This is a genomic window from Halolactibacillus miurensis, from assembly GCF_900116255.1.
Lineage (GTDB): Bacteria > Bacillota > Bacilli > Bacillales > Amphibacillaceae > Halolactibacillus > Halolactibacillus miurensis.
Window position 1 is genome coordinate 142,043 of the sequence record NZ_FPAI01000003.1, and the last position, 15,503, is coordinate 157,545.

The 15,503-nt window shown below is 41.7% G+C and carries 14 protein-coding genes and 2 other annotated features; of the genes, 3 read left to right on the forward strand and 11 right to left on the reverse strand.

All coding sequences use genetic code 11. The annotated features are described in order from the left end of the window. Nucleotides 1-31: 31 nt before the first annotated feature. Nucleotides 32-652 carry a DUF2628 domain-containing protein gene (locus tag BM390_RS03410; RefSeq protein ID WP_062320600.1) on the reverse strand — a complete coding sequence of 207 codons (621 nt, stop codon included), beginning with the start codon at nt 650-652 and terminating at the stop codon, nt 32-34. A gap of 132 nt (nt 653-784) precedes the next feature. Then, nucleotides 785-2,065 carry a helix-turn-helix domain-containing protein gene (locus BM390_RS03415; protein ID WP_062320598.1) on the reverse strand — a complete coding sequence of 427 codons (1,281 nt, stop codon included), beginning with the start codon at nt 2,063-2,065 and terminating at the stop codon, nt 785-787. Nucleotides 2,066-2,420: 355 nt separating this feature from the next. Between BM390_RS03415 and BM390_RS03420 the strand changes: the two genes are divergently transcribed. After that, complete coding sequence (locus BM390_RS03420) at nt 2,421-4,040, forward strand: ABC-F family ATP-binding cassette domain-containing protein (protein WP_089852920.1); 1,620 nt, start codon at nt 2,421-2,423, stop codon at nt 4,038-4,040. 594 nt (nt 4,041-4,634) lie between these two features. Further along, nucleotides 4,635-5,975: an FAD-dependent oxidoreductase gene (locus BM390_RS03425; protein ID WP_089852921.1), complete on the forward strand. Its 1,341-nt coding sequence runs from the start codon at nt 4,635-4,637 to the stop codon at nt 5,973-5,975. A 61-nt stretch (nt 5,976-6,036) separates the two neighbouring features. Here BM390_RS03425 and trpA read toward each other — a convergent pair whose 3' ends face one another. The 8 genes from trpA to BM390_RS03465 all read right to left on the reverse strand — a co-directional run bounded on the left by trpA (nt 6,037) and on the right by BM390_RS03465 (nt 13,703). Continuing rightward, entirely contained in the window at nt 6,037-6,816 is a 780-nt protein-coding gene (gene trpA / locus BM390_RS03430) for a tryptophan synthase subunit alpha (protein ID WP_062320596.1), read from the reverse strand. Continuing rightward, nucleotides 6,809-8,008 carry a tryptophan synthase subunit beta gene (trpB, locus tag BM390_RS03435; protein ID WP_062320595.1) on the reverse strand — a complete coding sequence of 400 codons (1,200 nt, stop codon included), beginning with the start codon at nt 8,006-8,008 and terminating at the stop codon, nt 6,809-6,811. Before trpB ends, trpA begins: the two co-directional genes overlap by 8 nt. Next, a complete protein-coding gene (locus BM390_RS03440) occupies nt 7,989-8,621 on the reverse strand; it encodes a phosphoribosylanthranilate isomerase (RefSeq protein ID WP_062320593.1) in 633 nt (210 codons plus the stop codon). The genes trpB and BM390_RS03440 overlap by 20 nt, the downstream gene beginning before the upstream one ends. Continuing rightward, nucleotides 8,614-9,375: an indole-3-glycerol phosphate synthase TrpC gene (gene trpC / locus BM390_RS03445; protein WP_062320591.1), complete on the reverse strand. Its 762-nt coding sequence runs from the start codon at nt 9,373-9,375 to the stop codon at nt 8,614-8,616. Before trpC ends, BM390_RS03440 begins: the two co-directional genes overlap by 8 nt. Beyond that, a complete protein-coding gene (gene trpD / locus BM390_RS03450) occupies nt 9,372-10,397 on the reverse strand; it encodes an anthranilate phosphoribosyltransferase (protein ID WP_089852922.1) in 1,026 nt (341 codons plus the stop codon). Before trpD ends, trpC begins: the two co-directional genes overlap by 4 nt. Continuing rightward, nucleotides 10,394-10,981 carry an anthranilate synthase component II gene (locus BM390_RS03455; RefSeq protein ID WP_062320588.1) on the reverse strand — a complete coding sequence of 196 codons (588 nt, stop codon included), beginning with the start codon at nt 10,979-10,981 and terminating at the stop codon, nt 10,394-10,396. Before BM390_RS03455 ends, trpD begins: the two co-directional genes overlap by 4 nt. Further along, on the reverse strand, nt 10,978-12,357 hold the full coding sequence (gene trpE, locus BM390_RS03460) for an anthranilate synthase component I (protein ID WP_089852923.1): 1,380 nt from the start codon (nt 12,355-12,357) through the stop codon (nt 10,978-10,980). The genes BM390_RS03455 and trpE overlap by 4 nt, the downstream gene beginning before the upstream one ends. Before the next feature lie 147 nt (nt 12,358-12,504). Further along, nucleotides 12,505-12,725, reverse strand: a binding site (T-box leader). A 91-nt stretch (nt 12,726-12,816) separates the two neighbouring features. Next, nucleotides 12,817-13,049, reverse strand: a binding site (T-box leader). A gap of 108 nt (nt 13,050-13,157) precedes the next feature. Continuing rightward, nucleotides 13,158-13,703 carry a 3-dehydroquinate synthase II domain-containing protein gene (locus tag BM390_RS03465; RefSeq protein WP_062320587.1) on the reverse strand — a complete coding sequence of 182 codons (546 nt, stop codon included), beginning with the start codon at nt 13,701-13,703 and terminating at the stop codon, nt 13,158-13,160. Between the two features lie 114 nt (nt 13,704-13,817). Here BM390_RS03465 and BM390_RS15365 point away from each other — a divergent pair, with 114 nt between their 5' ends. Next, nucleotides 13,818-13,964 carry a hypothetical protein gene (locus BM390_RS15365; protein WP_156321340.1) on the forward strand — a complete coding sequence of 49 codons (147 nt, stop codon included), beginning with the start codon at nt 13,818-13,820 and terminating at the stop codon, nt 13,962-13,964. A 78-nt stretch (nt 13,965-14,042) separates the two neighbouring features. Here the strand turns inward: BM390_RS15365 and BM390_RS03470 are convergent, their stop codons facing one another. Next, nucleotides 14,043-15,479, reverse strand: coding sequence for a glycoside hydrolase family 1 protein (locus BM390_RS03470; protein ID WP_089852924.1), 1,437 nt, complete (start codon nt 15,477-15,479; stop codon nt 14,043-14,045). Between the last annotated feature and the right edge of the window lie 24 nt (nt 15,480-15,503).

A 15,503-nucleotide genomic window follows, 5' to 3' on the forward strand; every position in this document is an offset into this window, starting at 1 on the left:
TAGCTCTTTAACACGTAGAAAGTCATCACACCTAAAAACCAAAGATGATCGTTGATAGACCGGCATACGACAAAAGTAAGATGATGGCGACTACCACGCCAGTCCCACTAACGCCTCCGCGTTCGCGGTAATCTGCTTGAGATAAATCATCATGTTGAAATTCAGCCAATTTTTGTCTTACATGCCGGTAATATAAGGCATTCCCTTTCATCCCCAAGTAGAAATAGAGCACAAGGGGAAGCAAGGTACTAAGAAAGAAAAGACTCGTCACGGCTGCGACAAAATCCATTAAGAAAAACACACCAATGAGAATTAATAATTCTCGGTACATCTTCCGGTAACCGAGCCAAAACAACCCGACAAAAAAGCTCGCCCAGTTCCAACCTGCGTTTACATCCGGTTGAGATGCGACCGACCACTTTTGGTCATAAAAGTGATAACGGGTATCAACAAAAGCCTGCCAAGGCTCTTCTTTGTGTTCGGCATCTTGATGTTTTTCAGACCGATTGACAGTCAATCCATCATTAATTTTATCGTCTTGTTGGTCTTTTGAGACGTTGTCGTCTCTAAAATAGTCTTGTATATTCAAGCCACACGTCGGACAAAAGACTGCCGCGTTTGGTGCTTCATTTCCACAGTTTGGACAAAACATTGACGTCACTCCTTTGTTTTTTTCCAGTTTAACATAAGCCCTGTGCTAGCTACAGAAATTTCTTTTATTAAACTCGATGGACACCCCAGTCGTCAGTTGTCTAAATGAAAAACCCCCTTACATAAGGAGGCTTTACTTATTATCTTTATTTTGAATATCAACCATCGCTTGATGAGCTTCCGCATAGTATTCTGCGGCGAGTTTATACTTGCGGTTATTGTAATAATAATCACCTAGTAGTCTAACATACCCAGCATAAGCAATATATAATTTGCGTGATTTAAAGTACGGAATCACTTCTTTCACGAGTAGTTTTTCGAAGTTTTGCGTGAAACCATATAACGCAAAGCGCAGTACTTTTACTTGATAGACATAGCGCGGGGGCATATCTTTTTCTGATTTTAATAATGTCTCTGCTTTTGTTAACCAGTCTTTCGCAAGGTCTGGTTTTTCATATTGAATATACGTCTTCACATGACCGAGTATCGCAATTAGTTCCTGAAGACTAAATTGATGCTTCACTAAATCATAGGCTTTTGCATAGTAGCGTATAGCTTGAGTTGACATGTTTAAGTCATGGAACAATTCACCAATCGCTTCATAGACCCGAAACAGAATCGTATCACTCGATAACCGTTTACCTAAGCCTTCCGCTAATTCAAATTGTTTTAGCGCTTCATCCATTTCTCTAATCCGTTTATAGTTCACACCTTTTAAAATATGACACTTGGCTGCCCGTTCTAATCGGTAATGATCGCGATAATAAACAAGCGACCGTTCTGAATAAACAGAGGCATGATAAGAATAATGTAACACCGTTGCGGTTTTAGCCACGTGGTAAATTAAATCATAGTACTCTTCACTTTCCTCTTTGAAAATATCACTATAGATTCTTTCTGCTTCTTGAAAGTGTAAGAACGCTTTCTCGTAACTCGACTCCAAGTATTCAAAATGGGCTTTAAATTTTAACCAATAATATTGTTCTTTTTCAGAAAAATATTTTTGATCTTGTTTTAAGAGCTTTAGTTTGCGTTTAGCTTTATCTTTTTGTTTAGTCAACACAAAATAATAGAGCGTATGTAGCTTGACTAACCAGAACAGATCAGCATCAATCACTTTTTCAATTTTCGTTTGAATGTCTTGATACAAATCATGGGCTAAGACGAGATCGCACTTTAGTAAACTTTCCATCCAGCGCATCACTTGGCTAGCGATATCTTCATCAATCACCTTTTCCGGACTAATTCCTAGACGTTCGCACAATTTCTTAACCGCTTCCGGATTTGGATCAGCGGCATTACGTTCGATTTTTGAAAGATAAGAGACTGAGACAATCCCTTTTGCGAGTTCCTCTTGTGTTAAGTTGTATTTGATACGAAAATATTTTATTTTTTCTCCGATACCATCTGACATAGCTTCACCCCTTATCTTTCCTTATTTTACACAAATTTATGACTTTAGTCACCATTTATTTGGAACATTTTTAGATTTGTTCTCGAAAATCGATTGTTTTTATTACTCATCACGCTTAAAAATCGGTAATTTATACTAATTGCGATAATCCCCACCTATTTTTAACCATAAACAGCCAAGTTATTCCCCTTTCCTCATCTCTAGACAGACCATCACACGCACTCATCCTTGTCATTTTTTCTTCATTATATGTCGAATCCACATTCCTTTTTTATATTTGAGCTAATAATATTGACTAACAGACGGGAATCATCTAAAGTAGGCTCTATGAGCTTAATGATGGAGGAATGCACGGATGTTACAAGCAACAAATGTAAGTTTACGGTTTGGAGATAAAAAGTTATTTGAAGATGTGAATATTAAATTCACACCAGGCAATTGTTATGGATTGATCGGGGCGAATGGTGCCGGCAAATCAACGTTTCTAAAAGTCCTCTCGGGTGAAGTTGACCCTCAAAGCGGTCATGTCTCACTCGGTAAAGATGAACGGTTAGCCGTCTTGAAGCAGGATCACTTTGCTTATGAGAGTTACCCAGTGACTGAAACGGTCATTATGGGACATAAACGTCTTCACGAAGTGATGAAAGAAAAAGATGCTATTTACGCAAAAGACCCGTTCACAGAAGATGATGGCATGAAAGCTGCTGAACTTGAAGGTGAGTTTGCGGAAATGAACGGTTGGGAAGCTGAATCAGATGCGCAAATTTTATTAAAAGGTCTTGGTATTCATGAAGACTTACACGATAAATTGATGAGTGATTTATCCGGTTCAGAAAAAGTGAAGGTATTACTTGCCCAAGCGCTATTTGGTAGTCCTGATATTTTACTATTAGATGAGCCAACCAACCACTTGGACATCCAAGCGATTCAGTGGTTAGAAGAATTCTTAATTAATTTTGAGAACACGGTCATTGTCGTTTCGCACGATCGTCACTTCTTAAATAAAGTCTGTACGCATATTGCCGATGTTGATTTCGGTAAAATTGCGTTGTATGTTGGTAACTATGACTTCTGGTACGAATCAAGTCAACTTGCCCTACAAATGGCACAAGATCAAAATAAGAAAAAAGAAGAAAAAATTAAGGAACTACAAAACTTTATCGCACGCTTTAGCGCAAACGCATCGAAGTCAAAACAAGCGACTTCTCGTAAAAAGATGTTAGATAATATTTCACTTGAAGATATTAAACCATCGTCTCGCCGCTACCCTTATGTGGCCTTTAAACCAGAGCGCGAGATCGGTAATGACCTACTAAAAGTGGAAAACTTATCAAAAACGGTTGAGGGTGTCAAAGTATTAGATAACGTCAGTTTCACCTTAAATCGAGACGATAAAGTCGCCTTTGTGGGTAAAAATGAACTCGCAAAATCAACGTTGTTTGATATTTTAATGGGTAAACAAGAAGCTGATAGTGGCACGTTCACTTGGGGTGTAACGACCTCACAAGCTTACTTACCGAAAGACAACAGCGAATTCTTTGAAAATAATGACCTGACACTTGTTGAATGGTTACGTCAATATTCTCCAGAAGATCAAACAGAAACCTTTTTACGTGGTTTCCTTGGCCGGATGTTATTTAGCGGTGAAGAAGCGTTAAAGAAAGCAAAAGTGTTATCTGGTGGAGAGAAAGTACGTTGTATGCTGTCGAAAATGATGCTGTCAAGCGCCAACGTGTTAGTCCTTGATGAACCGACAAACCACTTAGACTTAGAATCTATCACAAGTGTGAATAACGGCTTAATTAACTTTAAAGGTTCACTTTTATTCACCTCACATGACCACCAGTTTATCAACAGTATCGCGAATCGTCTGATTGAAATCACACCACAAGGTGTCATCGATAAAGAGATGAGCTATGATGAATATGTGACCGATCAAAAACTACAAAAACAAATTGCCGCAATGTATGCGTAAATCAATAAAGAGCCTTCGGGCTCTTTTTTTGTGACTATCGCTTTTTCAAATAACTCTCCCCGCTTTTTCTTCACAACTACTCACTCCTGTTTCATGTTCACTGAACGCGCCGTTAGCTTTAATTAATCTCAGTCCTTTACTTTCTTCCTATGACTTAATATAGATATTAACGGGATATACTAGGATGAACACTACCCTTTTTTTACTATTCATTGATCCAGCCGCATAGTTTTTCTAATAACGGGTATATGAATACTAATGCAGATTTTATTGTTTTCCGATTTGCGTTCATTTCCTTTTTTTACTTATATTGTGAACAAAACAACAGATGAATTTATGAAATTTTTGTGAATTTTTAAGTAGGCGGTGATTCAAACGTTGCTATATCAACCTTTTAAAAAATAGTTTGTGAAAACATGTTCAAACTCTTGTCACATTTTAAACAAAGTAGTATAATAAGTTTGTAAAAGAAATCACAAACACTTCCCCTCACGTTTTGTAGGAGGGTTTAGTTTTTCTAACGTTTGTGATTAAACATACAAGTCTCATACATTTACACTAAATAACACGATTAAATTATTGGAGGAATGGAAAATGAAAGTTGCAGTAATTGGATGTACACACGCAGGAACAGCCGCTATTAAAAACACATTAGAGTTATACCCGGATGCTGAGATTCATGTGTTCGAACGTAATGACAACGTCTCTTTCCTATCTTGTGGGATTGCTCTTTATGTTGGTGGCGTCGTAGATGATGCGCAATCACTTTTTTATGCATCAGTAGAAGGATTTGAAGATAAAGGCGTCCACATGCATATGGAACATGAAGTTGTGACGGTTGATGTCGAACAAAAACAACTCGAAGCGAAAGATTTAAAAACAGATGAATTCACGATTCATAGCTATGATAAACTGATTGTCACAACCGGTTCTTGGCCAATTACCCCACCCTTCCCTGGTCTTGACTTAGAGAACGTTGTTTTATGTAAAAACTATGATCACGCAAAAGAAATTATCCGTCGTTCAGAAGACGTACAAAAAGTAACGGTTGTTGGCGGTGGCTATATCGGGGTTGAACTCGTTGAGGCGTTTGAGGAAAATGGCAAAGACGTAACATTAATCGATGCGGAAACACGTATTTTAAATCGTTACCTTGACCAAGATTTTACTGACCCAGTTGAAGCAACCTTACGCGAAAAAGGCGTGGAATTGCGTCTACAAGAACTCGTGAAAAGCTTTGAAGGTACAGATAAAGTTGAACGCGTCGTAACCGATAAAGGCGAAGTAGAAGCTGAACTTGTTGTGTTATGTATCGGATTCCGTCCAAACACCGATCTATTTAAAGATCAATTAAACATGTTACCAAATGGTGCGATTGTTATTGATGAATATATGCAAACAAGCGCAAAAGACGTCTACGCAGCAGGTGACTGCTGTGCGGTGCCTTATAACCCAACGAAAAAAGCGCAATACATTCCACTTGCGACAAACGCCGTAAGAATGGGGACACTTGTGGCACAAAACTTAGTAAAACCTACATTGAAGCACCCTGGTACACAAGGGACGTCAGGTCTTAAGTTGTACAACCATCACCTTGGTTCATCAGGCCTCACTGAAGGTGCTGCTAAAATGAATGACATGGAAATTGGCGTTGCTTACTATGAAGATACGTATCGCCCAGATTTCATGCCAGACAACAGTATCATTAAATTAAAACTTGTTTATGATAAAAACACTCACCGTGTTCTAGGTGCCCAAGTTATCTCAGATACTGATTTAACACAAGTCGTCAATACTGTCTCAGTTGCGATTTCTCGTGACATGACGATTGAAGAATTAGCTCTAACAGACTTCTTCTTCCAACCACACTTCAATAAGCCGGTTAACTACTTAAACCAAGTAGCACTTAATGCGATGGCAAACGAAGTAAAATAACGTTAACCCTACACATGCAAAAACAAGCGTCCTATTAATGGGCGCTTGTTTTTTAGTTTGGTTATGTTGATTGTTTACTTGCTTCTATCATAGCTTTAATGATCGCTCGATCCCCTTCGTGGAAGGCTTTCACGATCCGACTTCCAACAACAACCCCATCACAATGACCAGATAACATCTTCACTTGTTCTTCTGATGAGACCCCAAATCCAGCTAACACAGGTGTATTCGCACCATTTTTTAAATGCGCCAAATACTGATGCACTCGGTCTGTGAACGTTTGACGTTCTCCAGTTGTACCTGTGACTGTGACGGCATATAAAAAGCCTTCTGTTCGTTTTTTTAGTTCTTCTTGACGTGTGGTTGGACTCGTAAGAGCGACGAGTCGAATGAGCGCTATATCGTGTTGTGTCAATATATCCGTGATCATTTGTTCTTCTTCCATCGGTAAGTCAGGAATAATTAAACCGCTGACACCCGCGTCAACACAAGCCTTGGCAAAAGCTTCAATCCCGTAACGATAGACGGGGTTCATATACGTCATTAATATGATTGGCATATTTCTTTCTTTTGACACTTTTAATGTATCAAACACGCCTTGAACCGTTGCGCCACTCTTAAGGGCACGAATACCTGCTTCTTGAATCGTTTCCCCGTCCGCAACAGGATCAGAAAACGGGAGACCGAGTTCAATCGCACTAGCGCCACACGTTTCTAAAAACTGAATCCGTTCGTTTAAAGCATCTAATCCTCCGTCACCCGCCATAATATAGGGCACAAATAATTTATCTCCCCGAGCGAGAATTTCCTTAAACCGTGCATCTAGTCGTTGTTTACTCATCACTTTGACCTCCTAATACCGCCTTCACTGTCTCAACATCTTTATCCCCGCGTCCCGATAAACAGACGACGATGGATTGATCTTCTGTCATCGCTTGAGCGAGCTCAGGTAAATAACCAATCGCATGGGCGCTCTCAAGTGCCGGAATAATGCCTTCAGTTTCAGACAAGAGCTTAAGCCCAAATAGCGCATCTTGATCGGTCGCTGAGACATACTCGACCCGGTTAATATCTTTTAAATGGGCGTGCTCTGGTCCAATGCCTGGGTAATCGAGTCCGGCCGAGATCGAGTCTGCTTCCGTGATTTGACCATCGTCATCTTGGAGTAAGTACGTCATCGTTCCGTGTAAGACACCGACACGACCACCGGTGAGTGTTGCGGCATGCTTACCTGTTGATATACCGTGGCCCCCTGCTTCGACACCATACATCTTAACCGACGCATCATCCACAAACGGATAAAACATCCCCATCGCATTACTCCCGCCTCCGATACAAGCGATGAGCGCGTCAGGTAATCTGCCGGTTTTCTCGTTAAATTGTTGTTTCGTCTCCCGCCCAATCATACTTTGAAAATCTCTCACGATTTGCGGGAACGGGTGCGGACCGACCACGGAACCGATAATGTAGTGGGTATCTTCGACATGACTGACCCAGTAACGTAGCGCTTCGTTCACCGCATCTTTTAACGTGGCACTTCCATGATGAACCGCTTCTACTTTTGCCCCAAGAAGTTCCATCCGGAATACATTGAGTTTTTGGCGCTTTATATCTTCTGCGCCCATAAAGACAATGCATTCGAGACCAAGTAAGGCACATGCGGTGGCGGTTGCTACCCCGTGTTGGCCGGCGCCTGTTTCAGCGACAACTTTTTTCTTCCCCATATGTTTCGTGAGTAACGCTTGACCAAGGGCGTTATTGATTTTATGCGCCCCCGTATGATTCAAATCTTCACGTTTTAAATAAATCTTGGCCCCACCAAGTTTTTTGGTTAGGCGCTCGGCGTAGTAAAGAGGTGTCTCTCTTCCGACATAGTCCTTTAAATAATAGTGAAACGTCTCCAAAAAGTCTGGGTCATTCTTGACCTCATTATAAGCTTCTTCTAATTCAAGGACCGCTGGCATGAGCGTTTCCGGGACAAACCTTCCGCCGAATTGACCGAAATGCCCCGTTTCATTTGGTTGTTGATACATGTTTTCCCCTACCCTTCGCTTTGTCGATAAATGCTGTTATTTTATGATGATTTTTTTTTCCCTCTGTCTCTACACCACTGGAAACATCAAAGCCACTGACATTGTTTAGTTGTTTCGCAGCGTTAAGGTTATCCACGGTTAACCCTCCCGCAAGGAGAACGGGTGTATGAAGGTCAATATCTGTTAACCACGTCCAGTCAAAACTTTCTCCTGAACCTGGTAAGGCACCATCAACGAGTAAATAGTCACAAACACCGTCATAAGCTTTGAGCTGTTTGACATCGTCCGCCGTTTGTAACTTTAACGCTTTTATACAAGGGACGTGATAGGTGCGAAGTTCAGCTGGTGTTTCGCTGCCGTGAAGCTGTACATAATCAAGACCAATATCGCTTGCGATTTTTTCGACTGTGTCTTTTGGACAATCGACAAATACGCCCACCGTTTTAATAGATGTTTCGAGTGAACGAATAAGCGTTTTGGCTACGTCCGGTGTGACTTGACGTTTACTTTCCGCAAACACAAAACCGATAAAGTCCGCACCACCTTGTTCAACCACTTGAGCCGTCTCGATATCTGTCACCCCACAAATTTTCACTAAAGGTGCCTTATTCATGAAGAAACGCCCCAATCATCTGTTTTGGATCGTGTGTCATTAACGTTTCACCGACCAACACACCACTTGCTCCGGCACGCTTTACTGTTAAAACATCCGCGACTTCTTTCATCCCACTTTCACTAATGATGTTGACGCCGTTTAAATCAACAGCTTTCATTAAGTCAAGCGTTTGATTGATCGATGTCGTAAATGTTTTTAGATTACGGTTATTTATCCCAATCAAAGGACATCCCAGTGCCAAGGCTGCCATTAGTTCTTCTTTGTCATGGACTTCAACTAACACTTCTAAACCAAGCCCAGTCGCATAGTGATACAAGTCCCTTAGCTCTTGATCTGTCAGCGCACTGACTATGAGTAAGACCACATCGGCTCCTGACTGATAGGCGAGGTCAAGTTGAATAGGATCAATAATAAATTCTTTATTTAAGACAGGAATGTTGACCACTTGTTTAACTGCCACTAAATCATCCATCGAACCTTTAAAATACTCGCGATCAGTTAACACCGAAATCATCCCTGCCCCGTATTGCTCATACGTCTTCGCCTGGGTGACCGGGTCTAATGTGTCATTAATAATCCCCTTTGAGGGCGACGCACGTTTAAACTCAGCTATCACTTGAAAAGGCGCTGTGTTAAATTGGTTAAGAAAAGAGACAAGTGGTGCTGTCCGCTCCCTGTTCGGATCCAGTGTTTGTTTCAATGTGTTCACTTCTTGTTTTTTCGTTTCAATGATCTCGGTTAAAATACTCACTTTGCCACCTCTTTTTGCTTTTTACTAAAAGCAATCATCGTTTCTAGTTTTTTGAGCGCATGGCCTTCATCAATGCTTTGTTTCGCAAGAGCGACACCTTCTTTTACGGTTTGTGCTGTGCCATCCGCAAAAATCGCCAGAGCTGCATTGAGTAATACCGTGTCCCGGTGAGGTCCTGGCTCACCTTCGAGGACGCGTCTTAAGATGTCGGCATTCTCTAATGCATCTCCTCCTCTAATCTCACTTGCTTCAGCGTAACTTAAGCCAACATCTTCTGGTGAAATCGTAAAGGGTAACAGTTCGCCGCTTTCAACTAATACCCCGTGTGTCTCCCCGTGAAGCGCCGCTTCATCCATATAGTCCGGGCCATTAATGACGACGGCCCGCTTTCTTCCGAGTTGATGAAGCGTAGCGCCCATCTCCATTAATAAATCACGTCGATAAATACCGACAAGTTGTGTCGTTAATTCAACTGGGTTTGTTAGGGGGCCAATCAAATTGAAAATCGTTGGTATACCGAGTGCCCGTCTAATGCCGGTCACTTGTTTCATCTTCGGATGGACGTTTTGCGCAAATAAGAAAGCGATATCGTTTAATTTTAGTAATGCATACGTCTGGTCTGGGCTTAGGTTAATGTCGACACCGAGCGCTTCTAAGACGTCCGCACTCCCGGTCTTACTGGAAATACTACGGTTTCCATGTTTGGAGACGGTAATCCCAGCACCCGCAACGACAAAGGCACTCGTGGTGGAAATATTAAAACTCATCGAACCATCCCCACCAGTCCCGCAGTTATCCATCGCTTTCGGTAAGTCCTCTGGTAGTAAAACGGCTTGTTCTCTAATGACATTGACAAGACCCGTCAGTTCTGAGACCGCTTCTTTTTTATGTTTAAGACCAATCAAGAAACCACCAACAGCGGCGGGGTCAGTAGATGCGTCAAACATTAATCTTGTCGCTTGTTCCATTTCTGTGATGGTTAAATCTTCACCTCGAGTAATCTTCTCTAAGTAAGGTTTCATTGGTCGGTCTCCTTTCTAATGGTCTGAAAGAAATTGTTCAATAACGTATGCCCATCGGTTGTCCCAATTGATTCTGGATGAAACTGCATCCCGTAAATCGGTAACGTCTTATGTTTTAAAGCCATGATCTCATCATCGTCAGTTGAACGGGCCGTGATCGTTAAACAATCAGGGAAATCTTTTTCAATCGCCACGAGTGAGTGATAACGCATCACGTTTATCTCAGGTGGTAAGCCGGTAAATAAGTCCTCACCATGATGGGTAATCACTGACTGTTTCCCGTGTTTCACATGTTTCGCATGGCTCACCACACCTCCGAAGACTTCGGTAATCGCTTGATGACCAAGACAAATACCCAGTATCGGATACTTGTCACCGAGTGTGTCAATCACGTCTAAACAAATACCAGAATCTTTTGGTGTTCCAGGACCAGGTGAAAGAATAATCGCTTCTGGGTTTAATTGATTAATTTCTTCTAACGTCATGGCATCGTTACGAACAACCTGAACGTCTTCACCTAATTCACTCATATATTGAAACAAGTTATACGTAAACGAATCATAATTATCGATCAGTAACATCATCGTTTAAACACCTCCACTAACGATTTCGCTTTATTTAATGTTTCTTCATATTCACTTAATGGATCAGAGTCATAAACAATCCCAGCACCGGCTTGCACGTAAGCCTGGTGGTCTTTGACAACCATCGTCCGAATCGAGAGAGCAAGATCTAAGTCTCCGTTCATATTAATGTAGCCACACGCCCCGCTATAGACACCACGTTTTTTCGTTTCAAACTGATTGATCAACTGCATCGCTTTAATCTTCGGTGCCCCTGAGACCGTACCAGCCGGTAAGGTAGCTGTTAGTGCATCGAGACTATCCATTGACGCGTCAAGCGTAGCTCGTACTTCTGAGACGATATGCATCACATGTTCATAGCGCTCAATCATCATAAATTTCGGTAAACTGATCGAGTGGACTTTGGCAATCCGGCCGAGATCATTCCGACTTAAGTCCACCAACATTTTATGTTCTGCCCGCTCTTTTTCATCGGCTAAAAGCTCTTCGGCGAGCTTGTCATCTTCAACAGTTGTCTGTCCTCTTTTTCTTGTTCCAGCGATGGGATTTGTCACAACGTCCCGCCCGCGGACTTGAATCAAGCTCTCCGGTGAGGTGCCAAGAACCACATACGGACCAAACTGAATGTAATACATGTACGGCGATGGATTACTGATACGTAATTTCCGATACAGTTCAAACGGATCTTCGGTATAATCGGCAACAAGCCGCTGCGACAACACGATTTGAAAAATATCTCCGTCAATGATATGTTGTTTTGCTTCATTCACTTTATCCATAAACGCTTGTTTTGACAGCGTTGGTTTAAAGGTGATCTGTAAGTCATGATCTTTTTTCACATCATGCGCTTGTCTAATTTCTTCCTCAAGCTTATCTAATGATTCGACTAACGCCACCTCATCACGGTCTTCGGTTAAGTCAACCGCAATTAACGTCACGGTTTGATTTTTATGGTCAAAGACGATGACTTCTTGATAAAACAACAAGTGAACATCAGGCATATCAAGTTCATCTTCAAGGACTACTCCAATGTCTTCATAGCCTCTGATCACGTCATAACCGATATACCCAATCGCTCCGCCGTAAAATAAATACGGTAAGCCTAAGTCAACCCGCGGGATTTCTCTTTTCACGATCTCAATCGGTAAAGTATCTGTCTCTTTCGTCTTCTCACCTGTCCGGTGATTGATCACGGTCACTGTTTTCTCTTCACCAATCACTTCTTTAAACGGTGATTGCCCGATAAAGGAATAACGCCCCTTTTCCCCGTGACCGAGTGAACTTTCTAAAATAAACTTTTTCTCACCTTTCATCTGTTGATACACCGAAATCGGTGTGAGAACGTCCCCTGTAAATGTCCGTGTTTTAAATCGCAATCGTTTCTCCTCCTTTTTCTTCTCGCCTTCATCTCTACTCACTCAACTGATTTCGCTAACGTCACAACATTTTTAACTCACTGCCTTATTAATAGTCGCTATTTAAATTGGGATAAAAATATCCCCTTATCCATCACAAAGAATAGATAAGGGGACGATTTATAAAAACCGCGGTACCACCGCCTGTTTAGAGAATATAGTCTCTACACTTAGTTGATAACGGAGCATCACTCCGGCTAGTGAGCTACTTAGTGGTTCACTCCTGCACTCAAAAGGCCATTCATCACGGGGTTATTACTGATTCACACCATCCATCAGCTCTCTTTATAATAACCACCGTCACTACTTATCTTTTTCCTCGATTTTTATATTCTGTTGTTTTGTATGTGTCCTTTTTTACCTCATGTTCGTCTACTGACACATGTGACTTCATTTAAAATTAAAAAGAGGGCCTCGTCCAAAAAGGACGAGTTCCCTCGTTATGCCACCTTAATAAAAAGTCAGACCGATCAGCCTGTGTTTTGTGGTAACGGCAAAACAACTCCCGTTAAAGCCTACTCTATACAACGTATATTTCGGTTTAATGCTTCGAAAAGCCCATTCATCTTATCGCTCACCACTGGTTCGCAGCACCACCAGCTCTCTTTAGATCAGCTTGATAAAACTACTCTTCTTTTCTTCATCGCGCATCATTTTTTAAGTTACAACTATCTTAGTATGAACCGGACCGTTTGTCAACAAAGAATAGTGAATTTTCTAAAAATTAATCCATCCCTCTATTCTTACCTTCTGTCCCACACTTATATTTCAGTAATGACTTCTTCAATCCGCTCACCTAAATGGCGTCCAGGTTGATCACGTCTCACGGTTAAGGAATCCCCCACAGTTAATTGTTGGGCCTGTACCGCGGTTTTGTCCGCTGACAGTAAATAGACACTATCCGCATCTTGAACGGTGACCGATATGACTTGTTCCTCTGTTTCCAGCTCAATTCTTAGAAACGGACGGTACTCTTTTTTCACGCGGCCAACCGTGACAAGTCGCTCTGTTTCTGGTCCTTTAACCATCAGTGCGTCACCTGGTGTGACTTCTGCGAGATACGTCGTTTTATTCTCATCTTTTACGAGGTAATGATGATAGGCCCCAGCATTAATACGAAAAGGGCGTTTGGGGTACGTGTCTGTTTCGCGATTTTCCGCAAGAGCTAAGCAATAGCCACTCCCCGTATTCCCAATCCAGACACCTTCAAGTGGGTCGAGTTCATCAATGAAGTCAAGACACACTCGCAGTCCTTCACCAATCGATGTTATTTTTGTAACCTTTCCTGTCGTCACTGCGTCACTCATAGTAAGACACCCTTTCTGTATAGTAACATCATTAAATTGGAAACAGTTTTTACTTTTCAATCTCTATCTTAACATATACAATAAGAAGGGAATTTAATTTAGGGGGAAAAAGCGGTGCGTCAAGGTTTATTCGTATTGTTTTTAATGTTAATACTCGCATTTTTTGTGATTGGTTATCAATCAGAACAGCACCAAGAGTCACATGAAGATTCATCTGTCATTGTCTCAACTGGAACCATCACAGTATCACCATATGTATAAATTAAGAGGCAGGTCAATGTTGACCTGCCTCTTAATTTACATTCTATTAAACTACCTTACATATTCCAATCATTAACCTTACTCTTCTAATCCGTTACGTTCAATAATGTCTTTATACCAATAATAACTCTTCTTTTTAATCCGTCGTAAATCTTTTGGTCCCTCTTCATCACGGTTGACATAAACAAAACCGTAACGTTTCTGATACCCGTTCAGCCAGCTGAGTAAGTCAGTAAATGACCACGTACAATAACCTAATACCGTCACCCCATCACTGATCGCATCTTGTATGGCTGCGACGTGTTTTTTAAGGAAATCAATCCGGTAGTCATCATTCACAACATCACCGTCTTCTAACGTATCAAACGCACCAAGCCCATTTTCCGTAATGAGTACCGGTAAGTGGTAGCGACTTTCAATCCGTCTTAGAGCGACCCGTAACCCGTCCGGGTCAATCGTCCAGTCCCAATCCGTCGTTTCTAAGTAGGGATTTTGTACTTGTTTAAACAATCCTTCTGTCCCGGATTCTTGTTGGGTCCCTTTCTTACCCGTCGTATTCATTTCTGCTTCTCCTACCCCGTCTAGCGGGTTATGTTTGATCGTGGCAGTTTGATAATAATTTAAGCCCATAAAGTCAGGTTTAGCCGAGGCTAACAACTGAAAGTCACCCGGTTCAATCGTCGGCGCAAGACCGTGTTTCTCTAAATAGTTCCAGATGACTTGTGGATAACGACCAAAGGCATACACATCCATCCACCAATGCGCATTTAAACTTTCAGCATTTTCCTGTGCGATGATATGTTTAGGATCAGCATCGTATGGATACGTTGGTGAGTAGGCAAAACTCGGACCAATCTGACCGTCTGGTACGAGCTTATGGAAACTGTTGATCACCGTCGCATTCGCTAAGTTCGCGATATGATTGGCTTCATACATCCGTTTTAAATCTTTTACACCCGGTGGATGTAGGGCTTTTTGATAGCCAAGACCGACAAAGATATTTTGTTCATTTAACGTGACCCAATATTTCACCCGGTCCCCGTACCGCTTAAAAAGTGTCTGGCAATACGCATCAAAGTCTTTAATAATCTCGCGTGATTCCCAAGCGCCATAAGCGTCCATCAGGGCTTGTGGGACGTCCCAGTGATACACGGTAATAACGGGTTCAATATGATAGTGAAGTAACAGGTCAATCAGTTTATCATAAAAGATAAGTCCTTGTTCATTCACGTCGCCATTGCCTTCTGGATAAATCCGTGACCAAGCGATAGAAAAGCGATACGCTTTTAAACCTTGTTCATGCATCAGTTTAACGTCTTCCTCAAAGCGATTGTAATGATCGACCGCAATGTCGCCATTGGTATCTTTAAAGGTCGTACCAGGAATTTTCGTATACACGTCCCAAACCGATGGGCCTTTGCCATCCGCATCATGGGCGCCTTCAATTTGGTAAGCCGCTGACGCTGAACCCCATAAGAAATCAGCAGGAAACGGTGTTTTTGTTTGATGTTGCATCGATATTGCCTCCTCTTGTCGTGA